Source organism: Frondihabitans peucedani, assembly GCF_039537585.1.
Lineage (GTDB): Bacteria > Actinomycetota > Actinomycetes > Actinomycetales > Microbacteriaceae > Frondihabitans > Frondihabitans peucedani.
This window is the reverse complement of the sequence record NZ_BAABAU010000003.1, coordinates 138,225-159,777: the sequence shown is the minus strand read 5'-3', so window position 1 is coordinate 159,777 and position 21,553 is coordinate 138,225. Positions and strand designations below refer to the sequence as shown.

The window sequence follows — 21,553 nt, the reverse complement described above, 5'->3', positions numbered from 1 at the left end:
GTCGGCAGCGGCACCGCGCCGCGGACCGGCGCCGCTGCCGACGTGCGGCGCCGCCGTGCGGCGCCGACGTGTGGCGCCGCCGTCGCCGGGCGCACCTCAGAAGTCGTCGTCGTCCGCTTCCGACTCGCTCGGCTCGTGCACGTGCGCGGTGTCGGCCGCAGCGTCGTACCGGATCACCGTGCCGTCGTCGAGCTCGACGACGGGCTTCCGCTCCAGCCAGGTGAGGGTCCAGCGCCAGGTCGACGCGTCGACATCCTGCGCGGCCAGCTCTCCCTCGACGCGCCGGACGGCGGCGACGACCGCCTCGGGGAGGTTCCCCGGGGTGTCGCCGCCGACCGACCAGCGGGTGCCGAGCTGCATCAGGAGGCCGGCTGCTCGGCGAGGACGATCTCGGTGACGGCGAGCTCGTCGCCCTCTGCGAGCGTGAGCGACTCGATGCGGCCGACGGCGGCGAGGTCGTCCGCGGCCTTCCGCAGGAGCTCCAGCGAGGCTGCCGGCGCCGTGACGACGGCCGAGGTCACCGGAGTCTTCTGCGAGGCCTTGGCGTCGGTCTTGGCGCGGCGGACACCGATCAGCGCCTGACCGACGAGGTCGACCAGGCCGGTCGGCTCATCGTGGGAGCCGAGCTCCTCGACCGTCGGCCAGGCCGCGCGGTGCACGGAGGTGTCGTGGGTCCACGACCAGACCTCCTCGGTGGCGAAGGGGAGGTAGGGGGCCAGCAGGCGCAGCAGGCCGTCGACCGTCGACTGCAGCGTGAGCACCGCGCTCGCCTGGCCGGCCGCCCCGTCCGTCCCCGACGAGGGGGCTGCGCCGTAGGCCCGCTCCTTCACGAGCTCGAGGTAGTCGTCGCAGAAGGTCCAGAAGAACTTCTCGATGGTCTCGAGCGCCTTGGCGTGGTCGTACTCGTCGAGCGAGCGCGTCGCGGAGTCGATGACCACGGCGAAGTTCGCGAGGAGGTCGCGGTCGAGGGGGTTCGTGACGCCGAACGAGCCCGACGGCAGCTCGAACGAGTAGACGAACTTGGCCGCGTTCAGCACCTTGATCGCCAGTCGGCGTCCGACCTTGATCTGCTTCGGGTTCTGCGGGTCGAAGGCCGCGTCGGTGCCGAGCCTCGAGGAGGCCGCCCAGTAGCGGACCGCGTCGGAGCCGTGGTCGTCGAGCATGGCGGCCGGGGTGACGACGTTGCCCTTCGACTTCGACATCTTCTTGCGGTCGGGGTCGACGATGAAGCCCGAGATGGAGGCGTTCTTCCACGGCACGCTGTCGCCCTCGAGCTGGGCGCGGAGCACCGTCGAGAAGAGCCAGGTGCGGATGATGTCCTGACCCTGGGGCCGCAGGGAGTACGGGTAGACCAGGTCGAAGAGCGCAGGATCCTGCTCCCACTTGCCGGCCAGCTGCGGCGTGAGCGACGAGGTGGCCCAGGTGTCCATCACGTCGACCTCGCCCTGGAAGCCGCCCGCGACGCCGCGCTGCGACTCGTCGTAGCCGGGAGCGGTGTCGCTCGACGGGTCGACCGGCAGGGCGTCTTCGGCTGGGACGATCGGCTGGTCGAAGACCGGGTTGCCGTCGGCGTCGAGGGGGTACCAGACCGGGATCGGCACGCCGAAGAACCGCTGGCGCGAGATGAGCCAGTCGCCGGAGAGACCCTTCACCCAGTTCTCATACCGGACGCGCATGAAGTCGGGGTGGAAGGCGACCTCCTCGCCGCGCTTCAGCAGAGTCGCGCGGAGCTCCTCGTCGCGGGCGCCGTTGGTGATGTACCACTGGCGGGTCGACACGATCTCGAGCGGCTTGTCGCCCTTCTCGAAGAACTTCACCGGGTGCGTGATCTTCTCGATCTCACCGACGAGCTCGCCCGAGGCCTCGAGGAGCGACACGATCGCGGCCTTGGCGCTGAAGACGGTCTTGCCCGCGAGCTCGGCGTAGGCCGCGCGGCCCGCCTCCGACTCGATGGCGGCGGGGGCCTCGCTGATGAAGCGGCCGTCGAAGCCCATGACGGCGCGGTTCGGCAGGTCGAGCTCGCGCCACCAGACGACGTCGGTGGTGTCGCCGAAGGTGCAGACCATCGCGATGCCGGAGCCCTTGTCTTTCTGCGCGAGGTGGTGCGCGAGCACCGGCACCTCGACGTCGAAGAGCGGCGTGCGGACGGTCGTGCCGAACAGGCCCTGGTAGCGCTCGTCGTCGGGGTGCGCGACGAGGGCGACGCAGGCGGGCAGGAGCTCCGGGCGCGTCGTCTTGATCAGGATGTCGTCGCCACCGGTCGAGGAGTGGAAGGCGAGCGTGTGGTACGCGCCCGGCACGTCTTTGTCTTCGAGCTCGGCCTGGGCGACGGCGGTGCGGAACGTGACGTCCCACAGCGTCGGGGCGTCGGCCTGGTAGGCCTCGCCGCGGGCGAGGTTGCGAAGGAACGCCTTCTGCGCCACGACCTGGCTGTCGTCGCCGATCGTGCGGTAGGTCTGGGTCCAGTCGACGCTCAGGCCGAGCTTCCGCCAGACGTCCTCGAACTGCTTCTCGTCTTCGAGCGTGAGGCGCTCGCAGAGCTCGACGAAGTTGCGGCGCGACACCGGCAGCTGGTCGGCGGCCTTCGACGACTTGTTGTCGCCGCCCTCGAACGGCGGGGTGAAGTCGGGGTCGTAGGGGAGGGTCGGGTCGCAGCGGACTCCGTAGAAGTTCTGCACGCGGCGCTCGGTCGGGAGGCCGTTGTCGTCCCAGCCCATCGGGTAGAAGACGCTCTTGCCGCGCATGCGCTCGAAGCGCGCCTTGACGTCGGTGTGCGTGTAGCTGAACACGTGCCCGATGTGGAGGCTGCCCGACGCCGTCGGCGGGGGAGTGTCGATCGAGAAGACGTTGTCGCGTATGGCGGAGTCGCGGTCGAACAGGTGGGTGCCGTCGGCCTCCCACTGCGGGCCCCAGTGTGCTTCGAGCCCTTCGAGGGCCGGTTTCTCGGGCATGGGACGTGGCATGGCGCTGCTCCTGTTCGATATGGACGGCACCGTGTCGGTGGGGAGGTGCCTGAATTTCTCTCGCCCACTTTACGCGATCGATCCCGCGGAGCCACGCCCTCCCAGAACCGGCACCGATCGAGTGAAATTTTGCCGTCTGGTACGCTCGACGGGTTTTTTGCCACGAAACCGGGAGTGAAGCGCGTACATGAGAAGAAGACTGACTACAGACGACGTCACCGTCGTCGAGGAATCGCAACTGAAGCGCGCCGTCGCGGCGGCCGCCCTGGGCAACGGGATGGAGTGGTTCGACTTCGGCGTCTTCGCCTACCTGACCACGACCCTCGCCCGGGTCTTCTACCCGTCGCTCAGCCCGACGCTGAGCGTCATCCTGACCTTCGCCACCTTCACCGCCGCGTTCGTCGTGCGCCCGATCGGCGGCGCCGTCTTCGGCCCGCTCGGCGATCGGATCGGCCGGCAGAAGGTGCTCGCCGTCACCATGATCATGATGGCCGCGGGCACCTTCGCCATCGGCTTCCTGCCCGACTTCCGGGCGATCGGGGTGTGGTCGCCGCTCCTGCTGCTCCTCGCCCGCCTCGTGCAGGGCTTCTCGACCGGCGGCGAGTACGGCGGGGCCGCGACCTTCATCGCCGAGTACTCGCCCGACAAGCGGCGCGGCTTCATGGGCTCGTGGCTCGAGTTCGGGACGCTCGGCGGGTACGTCCTCGGGGCGTCGCTCGTCACGATCCTGCAGTTCGCCTTGCCGGAGGACGCCCTGCTCGGCTGGGGCTGGCGGATCCCGTTCCTGATCGCGGGGCCGCTCGGCATCGTCGGCCTCTACCTGCGGCTGAGGCTCGAGGAGACTCCGGCATTCCAGAGGCAGCAGGAGGAGGCGTCGGCCCGCGAGGCCGTGAAGACGCCCGTGCTGCGGCTGTTCGCCGAGAACTGGCGCGCGCTCCTCATCTGCATCGGCCTCGTGCTCGTCTTCAACGTGACCGACTACATGCTCCTGTCGTACATGCCGACCTACCTGACGACGACCCTCGGCCGCGACGCGACCAACGGCCTCGTGCTCGTCATCGTCGTCATGTTGCTGATGATGGCGGTCATCGGCCTGGGTGGGCGGCTGTCCGACCGCTTCGGCCGCCGTCCGGTCCTGTTCGCAGGATGCGCCGGCTTCCTCGTCCTGTCGTGGCCGGCCCTGAAGATGGTGCAGACCGACTCCACACCTCTCGTATTCGCCGGGCTCCTGATCCTCGGCCTCGTCCTGGTCACCTTCACGTCGACCATGCCGTCGACGCTGCCCGCCCTCTTCCCGACGATCATCCGCTACGGGGCCCTGGCCATTGCCTTCAACGTGTCGGTGTCGCTCTTCGGCGGGACCACGCCGCTCGTCACCGAGTCTCTCGTGGCCTGGGCGACGAAGAGCGGGTTCGCCTGGGCCCGCGACATCCCGGCGTTCTACCTCATGCTCGCGGCCGTGATCGGCCTGGTCGCCGTGTGGTTCACCAAGGAGACGGCGAACTCGCCGCTCCTCGGGTCGGGGCCGTCGGTCGCGACCGAGGAGGAGGCCCGCGAGCTCGTGGCGGCGTACGCCGACGAGTCGAGCGAGGTCTCGCAGTCGGACTGGGCGCTCGAGTACGCGCAGTCGGGGCCGATCGACATCGTGCGGCCCGCGTCGCCGCCGGTCGCGCCGTCGCCCGCCGAGGACGAGCCCGTCCCCGCGAGGTAGCCCCCGGCCCCGCCCGCCCACGGATAGCCCGCCGTCGCCGCCCAACGTCTCGCGGACAGATCACCCTGCCGCAACAGGGTGATCCGTCCGGGAGACGTCGGGCGGCAGCGTCTACGACGCGGCGAGGAGGGCCCGGGTGTAGGGGTGCTGCGGCTCGGAGAAGACCTGCTCGGCGGGGCCGTGCTCGACGATCCTGCCGGCCTCCATCACCGCGACGCGGTCGCTCACGTGCCGGATCACGTCGAGGTCGTGCGAGATGAACAGGTACGCCAGCCCACGCTGCCGCTGCAGCTCGTCGAGGAGGTCGAGCACCTGCGCCTGCACGGTGACGTCGAGCGACGACACCGGCTCGTCGCAGATCAGCACTCGTGGCCGGGGTGCGAGGGCTCGGGCGATCGCGACCCGCTGCCGCTGACCGCCCGAGAGCGTCGCCGGGAACCGCACGGCCACCTCCGCGGCGAGCCCGACCTCGGCGAGGAGGCCCTCGACGTCGGCGGTGCGGGCGCTGCGACCGGAGGAGCGCCCGCTCGCCAGGGCGTCGTCGAGGATCCTGCCGACCGTCCAGCGGGGGTCGAACGACGAGAGGGCGTCCTGGTAGACCGCCCCGAGCGCCTGCCGCCGGAGCCGACGCTCGCGTTCCGGCAGCGGGTTCCAGCGCTCGCCGAGGAGATCGATCGTGCCGGATCCCGGGGTGTCGAGGCCTAACAGGAGGCGCGCGGTCGTCGTCTTGCCGGATCCCGACGCGCCGACCAGGCCGAGCGTCTCGCCCTCCCTGAGCTCGAGCGACACGTCGTCGACGGCGAGCGTCGTGCCCGCGCGGCCGGACAACCTGCTGCCGGAGAAGGTGCTGCTCGAGAACGTGCGGGTGAGGCCGTCTGCGCGGAGGAGCACCGACGCGGGGGCCTGATCCTGCTCGGTGTCTGCGGATACGACGCCCGTGGCGCCGGTCGGGGGAGATGTACCGGGCTCGGCCGTCACCGACAGGCGGGTGCCCCGCGCCTTGCCGGCCGGCAGCGCCGCGACGAGCCGCCTCGTGTACTCGTGCTGGGGGTCGTCGAGGATCCGCTCGACCGGACCCTCCTCGACGATCCTGCCGCTCCTCATCACGATCACGCGGTCGGCCAGCCGCCGGACGGCCTGCAGGTCGTGGCTGATCGCGAGGACCGCCGTGCCCGAGTCGCGGAGCGCCGCCAGCCGGTCCACGACCACGCGCTGCACCTGCGCGTCGAGGGCGGTCGTCGGCTCGTCGGCGATGACCACGTCGGGACGGGCGACGAGGGCTGCGGCGATGAGCGCGCGCTGCCGGAGGCCTCCCGACAGCTCGCCCGACCGCTGCGCCCGACGGGTCTCGGGCGAGGGCATTCCCACCTCGCTGAGCACCTCGAGCACCCGCTGTCGCCGTTCGGCAGCCGAGAGCCGCGTGTGCAGGCGCAGGACGTCGTCGATCTCGCGGCCGACCGGGCGCAGCGGGTCGAGCGAGACGAGGGCGTCCTGCAGGATCAGGCCGATCCGTCGCCCGCGGATCCGTCTCAGGGCCCGCTCCGGCAGCCCGAGCAGCGACTCGCCGTCGAGGTCGAGGCGGTCGGCGCTCACCGTGCCGCCGGTCAGGCCGAGGAGGGCGCGCGCGGTGACGCTCTTGCCGGAGCCCGACTCGCCGACCAGGGCGAGGCACTCGCCGGACCGGAGGGTGAACGAGACGCCGTCGACGACCGCGGTGCCGGCGAACGAGACGCGGAGGCCCACGACCGCCAGGCCAGTGCCCGCGCTCACGCCCGCCCCCGCCGTGACAGCCGCCGCCCGAGCACCGTCGTCGCTGCCGCCGTCAGCACGATCGCGAGTCCCGGGAACACCGTCATCCACCACGCCACCGCGAGGTAGGTCCGGCCGGCCTCCAGCATCGCGCCCCACTCCGGCGCGGGCGGCGGCGACCCGAGCCCGAGGTAGCTCAGCGAGGAGGCCCACACGACGGCCTGGCCGACCCCGAGGGTAGCGAGCACCAGGACGGGCGCCAGCGCGTTCGGCAGGACATGCCGGGTCAGCACGGACCACGGCGAGCGGCCGAGAACACGGGCCGCCTCCACCATCTCCGAGGAGCGGACACGTCGCACCTGGGTCCGCACGATCCTGGCGTAGCCCGGAGCGGTCGCGAGCCCGACGGCCAGGGTCGCCGGCACCGGCCCCGGGCCGGTGAACGCGATGATGACGAGCGCGAGCAGCAGCCCGGGCAGCGCGAACAGCACCTCGAGGAGGCGCGAGACGGCCGCGTCGGTCGCCCGCCGCCCGACTCCCGCCGCGACACCCAGGACGACACCGAGCGCCGTGCCGATGGCGGTCGCCGCGAGTCCGATGAGGAGCGAGGCCGAGGCGCCGTGCACCACGCGCGACCAGAGGTCGCGCCCGGAGTCGTCGGTGCCGAACGGGTGGGCGAGCGAGGGGGCCGAGAAGGCGTCGGCGGGCGCGATGGCGAGCGGGTCGCGCGGCGCGAGGAGGCCGGGCGCGACGGCGGCGACCACGATGACCAGCAGGATCGCGGCCGAGACCGTCTCGGCCACCGTCAGCGGCCAGCGGCGGTCGCGGGTCCGGCGACCGGCGGGGCGAGCAGCCGCGGTGGTCGGCAGCTCGGGCAGGGCGGTCACGAGGCGGCCTCCGAAGGCGTGCTGGCCCGCGGGTCGACGAGTGTCTCGGCCAGGTCGCCGAGCGCGACGACGGTCACGTAGGCCAGGGCCGAGGCGAGCGCGACGCCGGTCACCAGCGGGATGTCGCGGAGGGTCACGGCGTCGAGGAGCGTGCGGCCGAGTCCGGGCCGGGCGAACACCGACTCGACGACGACCGCGCCGCTCAGGAGGGAGCCGAACGCCCAGCCCGAGAGGGCGAGGCCCGGGAGGGCAGCGTGGCGGAGCAGGTGTCGAGCGAAGACGCCCGTCGGCCCCTCGCCTCGAGCCCGGGCCGAGAGTGCGAACGGCGCCGCCGACGCGTCGAGCAGCGAGTCGCGCGTGACCTGCCCGAGGAACCCGGCGACCGGCACGGCCAGGGTGATCACCGGCAGGACGAGCCCCGAGGGCGTCCCCGAGCTCACCGGCGGCAGCCACTCGAGCTGGACCGCGAACACGACGATCAGCACGCTGGCGAGCAGGAACTGCGGCACCGCCGAGGCGACCACCTCGAGGGTCGAGGCGAGGCCGTTCGCGATCCTGCCCCCTCCGGAGCTCCACCACGCGACCGCGATCGCGAGCAGCCAGGCGACGATGAGCGAGACCGCGGCCAGCAGGAGGGTCGGCGGGAGCTGCGCACCGAGCACCGACGCGACGCTCTGCTTCAGGGAGTACGACGTGCCGAGCTCGCCCCGAGCGAGCCGTCCGAGCTGGTCGAGGTACTGGACGACGAGGGGCTGGTCGAGGCCGTACTGGCGTCGCACGAGCGCCAGCGACGCCGCTGACGCCTGCGACCCGGGGCCGCCGAGGATCGCCTCCGCAGGATCACCCGGCACGAGCCGGATGGCGAAGAAGATGAGGGTCGCGACGGCCCACAGGACGACCACGGCTCCGATGATCCTGCGGGCCAGCCACGCGAGAGCCCGCCGGGTCACGGCCGAGCTCGCCTCACTTCGTCAGCCAGGTGTCGTAGAGCGTCGGAGTCGACACCGTCGGCAGCGCCCGGAGGCCGTGCACCGAGGTGCGGTAGAGGTAGTGGTTCTGCTGGTCGTAGAGCGGCAGCACGTAGTAGCCCGAGAGGACGGTCTTCTGGGCCTCGACGTACAGGGCTTTCCGCTTGGCCTGGTCGGACTCCTCGCCGGCCTGCTTCAGCAGGGCGTCGAGCTTCGGGTCGTTCACCTGGGCGTTGTTGGCGAAGTAGCCCGACGGGGCCGGCGTGATGCTCGACGAGTTGTAGAGGATGTCGAGGACGCCGGGGCCGACCTTCGTGTAGGGCGCCGAGACGATCTCGTAGTCGTGCTTCGCGAGAGCGCCGTACCAGCTCGACAGGTCGAGCTCCGAGATCTCGACGTCGAAGCCGAGCGTCTTGCCCTCTGCCTGAATCTGCTCGAAGAGCGAGCGCTCGGCCGGGATCGACTGGTTGGTGCTCACCGGGAACCGCACGGTGAGGCGCTTGCCGTCCTTCGTGCGGTAGCCGCTCGAGTCGCGCTTCGTCCAACCGGCCTCGTCGAGGAGCGCGGTCGCCTTCTTCGTGTCGACGCCGAAGAGCGCCTTGTCGCTGTAGCCGTCCTTCTCGACGCTCGACAGCAGCGAGTAGGACCGCTTCGCGGTGCCGAAGAAGAGGCTCCTGATGCCGGCGTTCACGTCGATGCCGATGATGAAAGCCTGGCGGACCCTCTCGTCGTCGAACGGGGCCTGCGACGAGTTCAGCTCGAGCCGGTCGGAGGCTCCCGGGCGGGGAGCGTCGATGGCCTTGATCTGGCTGCTCTTCGCCGCGGCCACGAGGGTGTCGGGCTGGGCGTTGTCGATCACGTCGACCTGGCCGGACTGGAGGGCGGCGTAGCGGGAGGCCGAATCGGGGATGAAGCGCCAGACGATCTTCGAGAGGTAGGCGTCGCTCGTGTGTGCGGCGTCGGCGGGCGGGGAGGAGTACTTCGCGTTCCGCACCATCGTCACGGACTGCTGCTTCACCCACTTGGTGACCTCGAAGGGGCCGGTGCCGACCGGCGACTCGCAGTTCACGGCCTGGCTCCGCTTGAGCGCCGTGGGCGACTCGATCGCGAGCCACGGCATCGACAGGGAGTCGAGCAGCGACGAGTCGGCGCTCGAGAGGTCGATCTTCACCGTGTGGGCGTCGAGGGCCTCGGCCTTCTCGACCTTGCCGAGGGCGAGGTAGCCGGTGCTCGACAGGGTCGCAGGATCTTTGACGTGCTCGATGTTCGCGACGACCGCGTCGGCGTCGAAGGCGGTCCCGTCGGTGAACGACACGTTCTTTTTCAGTGAGAAGGTCCAGGTGAGTCCGTCGGCGGACTGCTTCCAGGAGGTCGCGAGCCAGGGAATGATCTCACCAGCTCTGTTCTTCGAGACCAGCTCCTCGAGGTACTGCGACGCGACGAGGGCCTGCGGGTAGTTGCCGCCGACGTGCGGGTCGAGGCACGTGGGCTCGGCGTCGCCGGTCGCGTAGGTGAGGGTGCCGCCGCGGACGGGCTTCGAGTCGCCGCCGGCCGAGGACGACCCGGAGGTGCAGCCGGACAGGACGAGAGCTGCTGCAGCGGCGAGACCGGCGGCGGCGAGGAGCGGGGTGCGCATGAGACTCCGAGCGAGGGGATCGAGATTTCTAGACCCGGTACAATAAGGGCCTCCACGAGCATACCTGGAGAATGCTGACGTGACATCCACCAGCAGAGCGGGGCGGCCCCGGCGCTCCTCCGCCGAGATTCTCGCCGACGCCGCCAGCGAGCTGTTCCTCGAGAACGGCTACGCCGGCACGACCGTCGACCAGATCGCCCAGCGCGCCGGCGTCAGCCGTGCCACCTTCTTCAACTACTTTGGCGGCAAGGCCGATCTGCTGTGGCTCGACCTCGACCAGAGCCTCGAACGGCTGCCGGGAGCCCTGCGCGAGGCGGCCGACTCCGCGAGCGGACGCGATCCTGCGCACCTCGTCGCCGACGCCCTGGTCGCCGTCGCGGCGTCTCACGACGATCAGAGCGTGCCCTGGGCCCTGTCGCAGGGGGAGGCCATGCGGATCGGAGACGACCTGACCGCATCGGCGGCTTCGCGCTTCGTCGCCCAGCAGAAGCGGGTCGCCGGCTTCCTCGCCGAGCGCGCGGGGGAGCGGCAGGATGCCACGGGTCCGCAGGTCGCCGCAGCGACGCTCCTCGCCGCCGCGGGTGCTGCGACTGTGGCCTGGGCGCGCGCCGGCATCGGTCGCGGCCGGCTGGTCGACCTCGTCGAGCCAGCCGTCCGAGCGGTCGCCCGAGGACTGACCCGCACCGGCCCCGATCGGGGGTGAGAAGTCATCCTCCGGGGTGAGCGGCCCGGTGCTACTGTCATCGGACCGCGCGCGATCACCGGGCGGACTCCTCAGCTCGGGGGTGGGTCAGGGCGACAGGACGCCCGACGACTCACACCCGAAAGACGCCTCTCCCCGTGAAGAACTCCGCCTTCCGCCGTGCCCTCGTGGTGCCGGCCGCCCTCCTCCTCTGCGCCGGCGGCACGACGCTCGCCGCCGCTCCCGCGCTCGCTGCTCAGGCGCCGGTCACGCCCGCCGCGACGCCGAGCGCGACGCCGACCGCGACGCCGACCGCCAGCGCCACCTCGCCGGTCACGCCCGCCGCGACCCCGAGTGCGACGCCGACGCCGACCGTGTCGCCTTCGCCTGTCGCGAAGGCCGCACCCACCGTGACGCCCTCGCCCACCGCGAACGCCGCACCCGTCGTCGAGCCGCGAGGCCTCACGATCACGTCGCCGAACGTGAACAACGACGAGGGGACGGTGTACATCCACGGCTCGCCGCGCACTCTCACCCTCACCGGCACCGCTCCGACCGGCTCGGTGATCTCGCTCTACGACGGCTACGACTACGACGGCGAGTCCGATCACGGCACCCGACTCGCCTCCGTGACCACCACATCGACGACGTTCACCCTCTCGTACACGTTCGCGGCCGACGCTCCCTACGACCAGTTCCTCGAGGTCGGCGGGGTCCACGGCAAGACCGTCTTCGACTCGAGCTACTTCGACGCCGTCTTCGACGCTCCGACGAGCGCCACGCCGACCCTCGACACGCCCGCGTCGGGGACCGCGTATGAGAAGGGCCTGCTGCCCTTCGGCCTCTCGCTGTTCGCGAAACCGGTCGACTTCACCGGGACGGGCACGCCGGGCGACGAGATCGAACTGACGGTGGCTGCGAGCTCGACGTCCGATGACGAGAGCGGCTTCGGAGGCGGCCTGCAGACCGACGAGATCGTCGTCGCCGACGACGGAACCTGGAGCGGAAGCGCCTGGTTGACCTACGGCGACGTGAGCGTCACGGCATCTCAGGTGCAGCTCGGGGGGACGGACAGCGACCGCGAGATCACGGTCGCGTCCGCCAGCACGAACCCGATCGAGCTGACGACGACGATCCCGGCCGGCACGGTCCTGCCGCCCACGATCACGAAGCCCGCCTATCCGACCGACGAGGGGTTCCAGTCCGTCGGAGGCGGCGTCGTCGCGTCCAGCACCACCCCTGCGGCCGGCGTCTCGTCGACGGCCGTCGAGCCGAAGGCCGCTCTCCGCCTCTTCGCCGGCACGGGCTCGGCCGCGAGCGACTCGACCGCGATCGCATCGACGAACCCGGTCGCTCGGGCCGAGGCGCGCGTCGATCGACTCCGCGCAGCGTTCACGTCGAAGTCGAAGGCGCGTGTCTCCCCGAGAGACGAGGTCTCCGTGAGCGGCGGTGACGACGGCGACGGTGCGATCGCCGACGACGGTTCTCTCAAGGTGACCGGGACCGCGACCAAGGACGCCCCGGGGTACCTCACGACCACCGTGGCAGGGACCGGGACGCCCGGGGACGACATCGTGCTGTCCCTCCAGTCGCCGAAAGACGCCGAGGCGTTCTTCACGAAGCTCTACCCCAAGCTGTTCGCCGCTGTCTCGGCTGCTTCGGAGGACGAGGTCTTCCCGGTCCTCTCGGACGACCCGGGCACCGTCCCCTCACTGCTCCCAGCGGACGACCACAGCATCCGCGTCGGCGCAGACGGGAAGTGGACGACGACGGTCACCCTGAAGCCGGGTAGCTACCTCTTCACCGACTTCGCGGTCTCGCCCTCCGGCACCTACTCGGTCGCCGCCGATCTGCTGCCGGTCACCCTCGTGGGCAAGCCGTACATCGCCACGGCATCCGATCCTGCGCAGCTCGCGTTCACCGGCTCGAACTCGGGCCCGGAGATCGCACTGGCTCTGGCCGCCCTCGCGACCGGCGGCGCGCTGCTCGTCGCCGCACGTCGGCGCCGCCGCGCCGAGTAGCTCCGGCAGCGGTCCGTCCGCACACGCACTCCGGCCCGGCACACCTGATACGACAGGTGTGCCGGGCCGGACTGCGTGTGCCGAGGGGCGAAGGCGACGCGCGGGTCAGACGAGCGGCCCCGACACGTCGGCGTGGGTCGGCACCAGGCTCGTCTCGTCGGGCGTCGACAGGGTCAGCACGGCCTCCTCGACGAGGTCGTGGTCCTCGATCTCCCGCTCGACGCGCCGGAGCGCCACCGCGACGTGCTCCTCGTCGTCGTTGCCGACCATGTCGACGGCCGCGACGAGGTAGATGCGGGCCGGCCCGACGAACTCCGTGTGCAGGTAGGTGACCCGGGCGATGTCGTCGCGCGCGAGCAGGCGGCGGAGCAGCGTCGACTCCAGCTGGTCGGACGGGCTCTCCCCGACGAGGAACCGGCGGTTGCGGTCGATCAGGACCAGCGCGACGAGGGCCAGCAGGACGCCGACCAGGATCGACCCGATCGCGTCGAACGCCGCCACGCCGGTCAGCTGGTGCAGCAGGATCCCGAGGAACGCGATCAGCAGGCCGATCAGGGCCGCGCTGTCCTCGGCGAACACGGCGCGGAGGGTGGAGTCGGAGGAGCCGAGGACGGAGCGCAGCAGCGGGATCCTGCGCTTCTTCGCGGTTCCCCTGGCCTGCCGGAACGCCTGCGTGAACGAGATGCCCTCGAGGACGAACGAGACCGCGAGGACGATGTAGTTGACCAGGTAGTCGGTCTCCTCCGCGGTCGAGGTGAGCTCCTGGATGCCGTGGTAGATCGACACGACGGCGCCGACGGTGAAGAGGCCGAACGCGGCGAACATCGACCAGACGTACGTCTCTTTGCCGTAGCCGAGCGGGTGGTCGACGTCGCGCCTCCGCCCGCCCCGGCGCTCGGCGACGTAGAGGAAGATCTCGTTGCCGGTGTCGGCCCAGGAGTGCGCCGACTCGGCCACCATCGACGCGGAGCCGGTCAGGAACGCCGCGACCGTCTTTGCGACCGCGACGAGGAAGTTGGCTCCGAAGGCGATGAGGACGGTGAGCGTGCTCTCCGACTGGGTGGTCGGCTGCGGGGAGTCAGTGGTCATTCCCCCAGTGTGCCCTGCCGGGCTTCCTCAGGGCCCCGCGGCCGGTAAGCTGGAGGGGCACTGATCCGGCCATCACCGGGGAGCACCCGGAAGAACGCGGTCGCGAGAGCGGTCGTCAGTAGAACCGGGCGGGGCAGGCCCGTCACAGCCGCAGAAGAGAGGCCCGCTCGAGCAGTCGAGAGGGCAAGCGGGGTGGTACCGCGACCGCCGGAGTCGTCCGGCGGGCGTCCTCGTGCACGATCGTGCGTAAGCAGCACCGGCACTGGAGAATCCCTTGGCTACTAGCAGCGTCCCGGCCTCACCGAACCTCCCCGACGTCGAGCGGGGCATCCTCGCCTTCTGGAAGCGCGACAACACCTTCCGCGAGTCGATCGCTCGCCGCGAGGGCTCGGACGAATGGGTCTTCTACGACGGACCGCCGTTCGCCAACGGTCTGCCGCACTACGGCCACCTCCTCACCGGCTACGCCAAAGACGTGTTCCCTCGCTTCCAGACCATGCGCGGCAAGCAGGTGCACCGCCGCTTCGGCTGGGACACCCACGGGCTCCCCGCCGAGCTCGAGGCCATGCGCCAGCTCGGGATCACCGAGAAGCACCAGATCGATGAGATGGGCGTGGCCGAGTTCAACGCGGCCGCCCGGAAGTCGGTGCTCGAATACACCGGCGAGTGGCAGGAGTACGTCACCCGCCAGGCCCGCTGGGTCGACTTCGAGAACGACTACAAGACGCTCGACACGACGTTCATGGAGAGCGTCCTCTGGGCGTTCAAGACCCTCTACGACAAGGGCCTCGCCTACGAGGGCTTCCGGGTGCTGCCCTACTGCTGGCACGACGAGACGCCGCTGTCGAACCACGAGCTCCGGATGGACGACGACGTCTACCGGATGCGGCAAGACCAGACGGTGACCGTCACGTTCCCGCTCGTCGGCGAGAAGGCCGAGGTCCTGGGGCTGACGGCCGTCCGCGCCCTCGCCTGGACGACCACCCCGTGGACCCTCCCCACCAACCTCGCGCTCGCCGTCGGGCCCGACATCGAGTACTCCGTCGTGGCCTCCGGGCCGCTCGGCGCCTCCGACGGGTCGGCCGACGGCCTCGCCCGCTTCCTCCTCGCCTCCGACACTGTCGCCGCCTACGCCAGAGACCTCGGGTACGCGTCCGCCGAGGAGGCGGTCGCCGCTGTCGAGTCGACCGTGCTCGGCCGCGAACTCGAGAACGTCCGCTACGACCGCCTCTGGGACTACTACGCCGACCTCGACACCTGGGGCACCGAGCACGCCTGGCAGATCCTCGTCGCCGACTACGTCGCCACCGGCGAGGGCACCGGCATCGTCCACCAGGCTCCCGCCTACGGCGAGGACGACCAGCTCGTCTGCGCGAAGGCCGACATCCCGGTCCTGATCTCGGTCGACGACGGCGGGCGCTTCCTGCCGATGTTCGGCGACATCGCGGGCCTCCAGGTCTTCGACGCGAACAAGCCGATCACCCAGAAGCTCCGCGACGAGGGGCGGCTCCTGCGCCAGGCGAGCTACGAGCACAGCTACCCGCACTGCTGGCGGTGCCGCAACCCGCTGATCTACAAGGCCGTCTCGTCGTGGTTCGTCCGCGTGACCGAGAACCGCGACCGCATGGGCGAGCTCAACCAGCGGATCAACTGGGTGCCCGAAAACGTCAAAGACGGGCAGTTCGGCAAGTGGGTCGCGGGAGCCCGCGACTGGTCGGTCTCGCGCAACCGCTACTGGGGCTCCCCGATCCCGGTGTGGCAGAGCGACGACCCCGAGCACCCCCGCGTCGACGTGTACGGCTCGCTGGCCGAGCTCGAGCGCGACTTCGGCCGTCTCCCGCTGAACGCCGACGGCGAGCGCGACCTGCACCGGCCCTTCATCGACGAGCTCACGCGGCCGAACCCCGACGACCCGACCGGTCGGTCGACGATGCGCAGGATCGAGGACGTCTTCGACGTCTGGTTCGACTCCGGATCGATGCCCTTCGCCCAGGTCCACTACCCGTTCGAGAACCAGGAGTGGTTCGACTCGCACAGCCCCGCCGACTTCATCGTCGAGTACATCGGGCAGACCCGCGGCTGGTTCTACGTCATGCACGCGCTGTCGACGGCGCTCTTCGACCGGCCCGCGTTCTCGAACGTCATCAGCCACGGCATCGTCCTGGGCTCCGACGGCCAGAAGATGTCGAAGTCGCTCCGCAACTACCCGAACGTCAACGAGGTCTTCGACCGCGACGGCGCCGACGCGATGCGCTGGTTCCTGATGTCGTCGAGCGTCATCCGGGGCGGCAACCTCGTCGTCACCGAGGAGGGCATCCGCGAGGCCGTGCGGCAGTTCCTCCTGCCGCTGTGGTCGACGTACTACTTCTTCACGCTCTACTCGGGCGCGGCGGGCGACGCGGGGCACCAGGCCACCTGGCGCACCGACTCCTCCGACGTGCTCGACCGCTACCTGCTCGCGAAGACCCGTCGGCTCGTCGACGACGTCGCCGCCGACCTCGAGGCGCTCGACTCGCCGCTCGCCACCGCCAAGCTCCGCGACTTCGCCGACGTGCTGACCAACTGGTACGTGCGGCGCTCCCGCGACCGCTTCTGGGACGGCACCGACCGCGACGCCTTCGACACCCTCTACACGGTGCTCGAGACAGTCACCCGGGTCGCCGCGCCGCTCGCCCCGCTCGTCACCGAGGAGGTCTGGCGCGGCCTGGCCGGCGGCCGGAGCGTCCACCTCACCGACTGGCCCGACTCCTCCGCGTTCCCGGCCGACGACGACCTGGTCGACGCGATGGACCGTGTCCGCGAGACGGCCTCCGCGGGCCTCGCGCTCCGCAAGTCGACCGGCAAGCGCGTCCGGCTCCCGCTGGCGCTCGTGACCGTCGTGTCCGACGATCCTCAGGGGCTCGAGCCGTTCCAGGCGATCCTGCGCGACGAGCTCAACGTGAAGAGCGTCCGCTTCGCGACCCTCACCGAGGAGAGCCTCGGCGACTACGGCGTCACTCGCCGGCTCACCGTCAACGCCCGTGCGGCCGGTCCCAGGATCGGCAAGCAGGTCCAGCAGGTCATCCCCGCGTCCAAGCGCGGCGACTGGGAGGTGCGCGGCGAGAACGTGGTCGTCGGCGGCGTCGAGCTGCTGCCGGGGGAGTTCTCGCTCGAGCTGACCGTCGCCGACGAGGCGAGCGCCATCGCCTTCGTGTCGGGAGGCGGCTTCGTCCTGCTCGACACGCAGACGACGCCCGAGCTCGAGGCGGAGGGCCTCGCCCGCGACGTCATCCGAGCGGTGCAGCAGGCCCGCAAGACCGCCGGCCTCGACGTCGGCGACCGCATCCGTCTCACCCTCGGAGTCGACGAGGCCGCCGAGGCCGCCGTCGAGGCGCACCGCGACCTCCTGATGGCGGAGACGCTCACCACCCACCTCGAGGTCGACCTCCGCGAGGGCGAGGCCGGCCCCGGCGCCGTCCCCGTCGGCTCCGGGTCGGCCGTGACAGTCAAGGTCCAGCGCAATGAGTGACACCACCAACAACCCGCCGCACGATGACGACGACGACTTCGACCCCGGAGCCCTCCCCGACGTCTTCGGGACCCGCGACGACTTCGGCGACTTCGCCTCGATGGGCGACGACGACGAGCGCGACCGCGACGACCGCGACGACGAGAAGCAGGCCGCATCCGACGAGGCCTCGAGAGACGCCCTCGCCGCCGAGGCCGTCTTCGAGGAGCTCCTGAGCAGGATCGGCGAGAACGCTCCCCAGCCGCGCCTCGGGGCGACCCGCCGCGCCGTCGAGCTCCTCGGCGACCCGCACCGCAGCTACCCCGTGATCCACATCACCGGCACGAACGGCAAGACGTCGACGAGCCGGATGATCGAGAGCATCCTGCGGGCCTACGGCCTCCGGACCGGGCTCATGACGAGCCCGCACCTCGTCAAGGTCAACGAGCGCATCGTGATCGACGGCGAGCCGATCTCCGACAAGGCCCTCGCGGCGAACTGGGCCGACATCCAGCCCTACCTGCTGATGGTCGACACCGAGCTCGCGGCCGCGGCCGAGGAGCCGCTGACGTACTTCGAGGCGCTGACCGTGCTGGCCTTCGCGTCGTTCGCCGACGCACCAGTCGACGTCGTCGTGCTCGAGGTCGGCATGGGCGGCGAGTGGGACTCCACCAACGTCGCCGACGGCCAGGTCGCCGTCTTCACGCCCATCGCGCTCGACCACACGAAGCGCCTCGGCTCGACCGTGGCCGAGATCGCCAAGACCAAGTCGGGGATCGTGAAGCCGGCCGCGAACGTCGTGTCGGCGATCCAGCTGCCGGAGGCCCTCACCGAGCTGAAGCGCGCCGCCGAGCTCACCGAGTCGACCTTCGCCCTCGAGACGAAGGACTTCGGCGTCACCGCCTCGGCCGTCGCCGTCGGGGGTCAGCTCATCTCGGTCCAGGGGATCGCGGCGAAGTACGACGACCTCGCGCTTCCGCTGTTCGGCCGCCACCAGGCGCAGAACGCCGCCGTCGCGATCGCCGCGGTCGAGTCGTTCCTCGGCAACGGCAGCCAGCCGCTCGATCCCGAGATCCTGCAGACCGGTCTCGCCGACGCCTCGTCGCCCGGGCGCCTCCAGATCCTGAGCACGGAGCCCACGATCCTGGTCGACGCCGCGCACAACCCGCACGGGGCCCACGCGCTCGCGCAGGCGCTGGGGGAGTACTTCGACTTCGACCGGGTCGTCGGGGTCCTCGCGATCCTGGCCGATAAGGACGCCCCGGGCATCATCCGCGCCCTCGCTCCGGCGGTCGAGCAGTTCGTCATCACGCAGTCCGACTCCGACCGCTCCCTCGACGTCGACGACCTCGCCTCGATCGCGGTCGGCATCGTGGGCCCCGACCGCGTCACGGTCGAGACGAACGTCGTCTCGGCCCTCGCGATCGCGCGCGACCTGGCCGAGGAGAGTGAGAAGGGCGGCGTCGTCGTCACCGGCTCGATCACCCTGGTCGGCGAGGTCATCGCCCTCACCCGCGAAGCCGACGAAGGGGAGTGAGCAGCATGTCCACGAACGAGACGCCCGCCGCCGCTCCGCGCGTGCGTCGCCCTCGGCGCCAGCGGTCGCTGACCGAGAGCCTGCTGTCGATCATGCTCGTGCTCGAGGCGTGCGTGCTGTTCTTCGTCGTCCTGAACGTCGGCGGCGCGGGCATCGTGTCGTGGCCGGTCGCACTCCTCGGCGGCGCCGGCATGGTCGTCGTGATGGCCGTCGCCGCCGCTGGCCTCCGCTACCGCTGGGGCGTCGTGCTCGGCTGCGTCGTGCAGGTGCTGCTCGCCCTGACCGGCCTCCTCGTCGTGCTCATGTACGTCGTGGCCGCCGTCTTCATCGCGATCTGGATCTTCTGCCTCTACAAGGGCATCACGATCGACCGCCGCAACACCGCCCTCCGCGCGTGGATGGAGGCCAACCCCGGCCTCGACCCGCGCGACTACCAGTCCTGACCACAGCCGACGAACCCGTCGGTCTCATCCTCCGCACAACCACAGAAGGAGACCTCGTGTCCGAACTCGAAGAAACCCTGGTCCTCGTCAAGCCCGACGGTGTCGCCCGCAACCTGACCGGTGAGATCCTGCGCCGCATCGAGGCCAAGGGCTACGGTCTCGTCGACATCAAGCTCGTCGAGGCCGACCGCGCCCTCCTGGCCTCCCACTACGAGGAGCACGTCGGCAAGCCGTTCTACGAGCCCCTGGTCGAGTTCATGGAGTCGGGCCCGATCGTCGCGATCCGCGTGGAGGGCAACGGCGTGATCGCAGGATTCCGCTCGCTCGCCGGCGCGACCGACCCCACCGCTGCCGCCCCCGGCACCATCCGCGGCGACCTCGGCCGCGACTGGGGCCTCAAGGTCCAGCAGAACCTGGTGCACGGCAGCGACTCCGCCGAGAGCGCTGCCCGCGAGCTCGGACTCTGGTTCAGCTAGCCCCGCTCGTCCCGAAGAAAGGAGCCGCCCACCTCGGCGAGGTGGGCGGCTCCTCTCGGCGCAGCGGGGGCTAGCTCGTGGCCTGGCTCGACACGAACGACGCGAAGGTCGCGGCGTCGGTCAGAGAGCCGGAGTACTGCTTTCCGTTCACGATGACCGTCGGGGTGCCCGTCAGCTTCTCGATCGACGAGTTGGGCAGCTTGCTCCCGAGGGCGGCCTTCGTCTGCGACGAGACGAAGTCCTCGAAGGTGCCGGCCCTGATGCAGGAGGCGACCTTCGAGCTGGTCGCTCCCGCGGCCTTCACCAGGCTGATCAGCTTGTCGTCCGTGAGGCCCGGGGTCTGCTCGGCGGGCTGGTTCTTGAAGAACGACGTGTTGACGGCCAGGAAGTCGTCGGGGTCGTAGTTGGCCACGCACATGGCGGCATTGGCCGAGCGGGTGGAGTACTTGGTGCCCTGCGACGACGCGTCGAGGATCGAGATCGGGTGGACCTCGTAGGTGACCGCGCCCTTCTGCAGCCACGTCTTGATCTGCGCCTCGTTGGCCGTCTCGAACTGGTTGCAGTAGGGGCACTCGTAGTCGAGGTAGACGGTGATGTTGACCGTCTTGTCGAGCTTCTTCTGATTGGTGGCGACGGGCTTCGCGCCCGCCTCGACGGCGGCGGTCTTGACCGCGGTTATCTTGCTCGTGGTCGCGTTCCCCTGCAGCAGGACCCCGCCGCTCGCCATGTTCTGTGGGCCGGGGCCGGCCGGGCGGATCGACGTGAAGATGACGAGGGCGATGACGCCGAAGACCGCCAGGATGCCGAGACCGATGCCGCCCATCAGGAAGACGCGGTTGCGGCGGTGCTTGCGGGCGGCCGCCTCGCGGGCGACCCGGGCCTTCTCGCGGGCCTCTTCGCGGCGGTCGCGCTTGCTCGGTCCGTTGGCTGGGGGCGGTGTCATTCGTCCTCGTATCTGCTGGGCGTCTGCGGTCGTCGAGCGTCGCCGTGGGCGTGCTCGCGCAGGACCCTACGGTGACGCGTCATGGATTAGCTGAGAGCCGCATCCCCGCAGACCGGACCAGGGGGCGGACCCGGCTCAGCCGAACAGGGCGGAGATGAGCAGCGGGAAGTGCTGCAGGATCACGATCACGATGATCAGGTAGTTGATCAGGGCCAGGACCCAGGAGAACGGCAGGAACGCCCGCATCCTGCGCTGGAGGGTCTCGCTGGTCGTCAGACGCCCGGTCGCGAGATTCCACACGGTGAAGATCCAGAACAGCGGGATCGTCGCCGACCAGACGAGCATGCACCACGGGCAGAGCGCCCCGATGACGAAGACCGTCTGCGTGAAGAGCCAGGTCACGAAGACCCAGGCCAGGAACAGGCCCGCGTTGAACGCGATCCAGTACCACCGGGCGAAGCGGGCGCCGGCCAGGATGCCGATGCCGACCGCGATCGGCGCGACGAATCCGGCGACGCCGAGGATCGGGTTCGGGAAGCCGAAGAGGTGCGACTGCGCACTGTCGATCACCGACGAGCACGACACGAACGGGTTGATGTCGCAGCCGAGCGCCTTCTTCGGGTGCTCGAGCAGGTCGTACTTCTCGACCACCAGCTTGAACGAGCCGTAGAAGCCGATCAGGCCGGCGACGATCAGCAGGATCGCTGTCGTGACGGGCTGCTTACTCGTGGTTGGTGACGACACCTTCGGATTATGGCATGCCCCGAATCCACGCTCCGGCGGAAGCCGTGCGATAATCGGGACAGTCCCAGGGTGAGAGCCGGGCGAGCTTTCCGACCGTCGTGGCCACAGGCAGCGCCGGATCGGTGGTCAGACAGATTTCCCGCGGAACCACACGGGTTCACGCGGCAGCACAGTTTTCGCGTGTGGGCGAGGTCGCCAGAACGAGACGTTCGGCACC

At 70.5% G+C, this 21,553-nt stretch carries 16 protein-coding genes; 7 read left to right on the top strand and 9 right to left on the bottom strand.

Annotated features, from left to right (window positions below; all coding sequences use genetic code 11):
* Positions 1–96 precede the first annotated feature (96 nt).
* Both ABD733_RS12175 and valS read right to left on the bottom strand, forming a co-directional pair.
* A complete protein-coding gene (locus ABD733_RS12175; RefSeq protein ID WP_344796566.1) occupies positions 97–360 on the bottom strand; it encodes a hypothetical protein in 264 nt (87 codons plus the stop codon).
* Entirely contained in the window at positions 360–2,963 is a 2,604-nt protein-coding gene (valS, locus tag ABD733_RS12170; protein WP_344796563.1) for a valine--tRNA ligase, read from the bottom strand. The genes ABD733_RS12175 and valS overlap by 1 nt, the downstream gene beginning before the upstream one ends.
* A gap of 187 nt (positions 2,964–3,150) precedes the next feature.
* Between valS and proP the strand changes: the two genes are divergently transcribed.
* Positions 3,151–4,674 (top strand): glycine betaine/L-proline transporter ProP, encoded by a 1,524-nt coding sequence (gene proP / locus ABD733_RS12165; protein ID WP_344796561.1) that lies wholly within the window; start codon positions 3,151–3,153, stop codon positions 4,672–4,674.
* A gap of 111 nt (positions 4,675–4,785) precedes the next feature.
* Here proP and ABD733_RS12160 read toward each other — a convergent pair whose 3' ends face one another.
* The 4 genes from ABD733_RS12160 to ABD733_RS12145 are packed head-to-tail and all read right to left on the bottom strand — an operon-like array spanning position 4,786 to position 9,914.
* Complete coding sequence (locus ABD733_RS12160) at positions 4,786–6,444, bottom strand: dipeptide ABC transporter ATP-binding protein (protein WP_344796559.1); 1,659 nt, start codon at positions 6,442–6,444, stop codon at positions 4,786–4,788.
* Positions 6,441–7,310 (bottom strand): ABC transporter permease, encoded by an 870-nt coding sequence (locus ABD733_RS12155; protein WP_425552914.1) that lies wholly within the window; start codon positions 7,308–7,310, stop codon positions 6,441–6,443. Before ABD733_RS12155 ends, ABD733_RS12160 begins: the two co-directional genes overlap by 4 nt.
* Positions 7,307–8,260: an ABC transporter permease gene (locus ABD733_RS12150; RefSeq protein WP_344796557.1), complete on the bottom strand. Its 954-nt coding sequence runs from the start codon at positions 8,258–8,260 to the stop codon at positions 7,307–7,309. The genes ABD733_RS12155 and ABD733_RS12150 overlap by 4 nt, the downstream gene beginning before the upstream one ends.
* A gap of 13 nt (positions 8,261–8,273) precedes the next feature.
* The gene (locus ABD733_RS12145; protein ID WP_344796555.1) at positions 8,274–9,914 is read right to left on the bottom strand and encodes an ABC transporter substrate-binding protein; all 1,641 of its coding nucleotides are present in this window, start codon (positions 9,912–9,914) and stop codon (positions 8,274–8,276) included.
* Between the two features lie 79 nt (positions 9,915–9,993).
* On the opposite strand from ABD733_RS12145, the gene ABD733_RS12140 reads away from it, so the two are divergent.
* Both ABD733_RS12140 and ABD733_RS12135 read left to right on the top strand, forming a co-directional pair.
* Positions 9,994–10,617 carry a TetR/AcrR family transcriptional regulator gene (locus tag ABD733_RS12140; protein ID WP_344796553.1) on the top strand — a complete coding sequence of 208 codons (624 nt, stop codon included), beginning with the start codon at positions 9,994–9,996 and terminating at the stop codon, positions 10,615–10,617.
* A gap of 137 nt (positions 10,618–10,754) precedes the next feature.
* Entirely contained in the window at positions 10,755–12,617 is a 1,863-nt protein-coding gene (locus ABD733_RS12135) for a hypothetical protein (RefSeq protein ID WP_344796551.1), read from the top strand.
* 105 nt (positions 12,618–12,722) lie between these two features.
* Here the strand turns inward: ABD733_RS12135 and ABD733_RS12130 are convergent, their stop codons facing one another.
* Complete coding sequence (locus tag ABD733_RS12130; protein WP_344796549.1) at positions 12,723–13,706, bottom strand: cation diffusion facilitator family transporter; 984 nt, start codon at positions 13,704–13,706, stop codon at positions 12,723–12,725.
* Positions 13,707–13,980: 274 nt separating this feature from the next.
* Here ABD733_RS12130 and ileS point away from each other — a divergent pair, with 274 nt between their 5' ends.
* From ileS to ndk, 4 genes are read left to right on the top strand one after another with little or no spacing between them, the layout of a single operon-like run.
* Positions 13,981–17,214: an isoleucine--tRNA ligase gene (ileS, locus tag ABD733_RS12125; RefSeq protein ID WP_344796547.1), complete on the top strand. Its 3,234-nt coding sequence runs from the start codon at positions 13,981–13,983 to the stop codon at positions 17,212–17,214.
* The gene (locus tag ABD733_RS12120; RefSeq protein WP_344796545.1) at positions 17,207–18,730 is read left to right on the top strand and encodes a bifunctional folylpolyglutamate synthase/dihydrofolate synthase; all 1,524 of its coding nucleotides are present in this window, start codon (positions 17,207–17,209) and stop codon (positions 18,728–18,730) included. The genes ileS and ABD733_RS12120 overlap by 8 nt, the downstream gene beginning before the upstream one ends.
* Positions 18,731–18,735: 5 nt before the next feature.
* The gene (locus ABD733_RS12115) at positions 18,736–19,173 is read left to right on the top strand and encodes a DUF4233 domain-containing protein (RefSeq protein ID WP_344796543.1); all 438 of its coding nucleotides are present in this window, start codon (positions 18,736–18,738) and stop codon (positions 19,171–19,173) included.
* A 56-nt stretch (positions 19,174–19,229) separates the two neighbouring features.
* Positions 19,230–19,649 (top strand): nucleoside-diphosphate kinase, encoded by a 420-nt coding sequence (gene ndk / locus ABD733_RS12110; RefSeq protein WP_344796541.1) that lies wholly within the window; start codon positions 19,230–19,232, stop codon positions 19,647–19,649.
* Positions 19,650–19,719: 70 nt separating this feature from the next.
* Here ndk and ABD733_RS12105 read toward each other — a convergent pair whose 3' ends face one another.
* The gene (locus ABD733_RS12105; RefSeq protein ID WP_344796539.1) at positions 19,720–20,592 is read right to left on the bottom strand and encodes a DsbA family protein; all 873 of its coding nucleotides are present in this window, start codon (positions 20,590–20,592) and stop codon (positions 19,720–19,722) included.
* Positions 20,593–20,727: 135 nt separating this feature from the next.
* Positions 20,728–21,336, bottom strand: coding sequence for a vitamin K epoxide reductase family protein (locus tag ABD733_RS12100; protein WP_344796537.1), 609 nt, complete (start codon positions 21,334–21,336; stop codon positions 20,728–20,730).
* Positions 21,337–21,553: the final 217 nt, after the last annotated feature.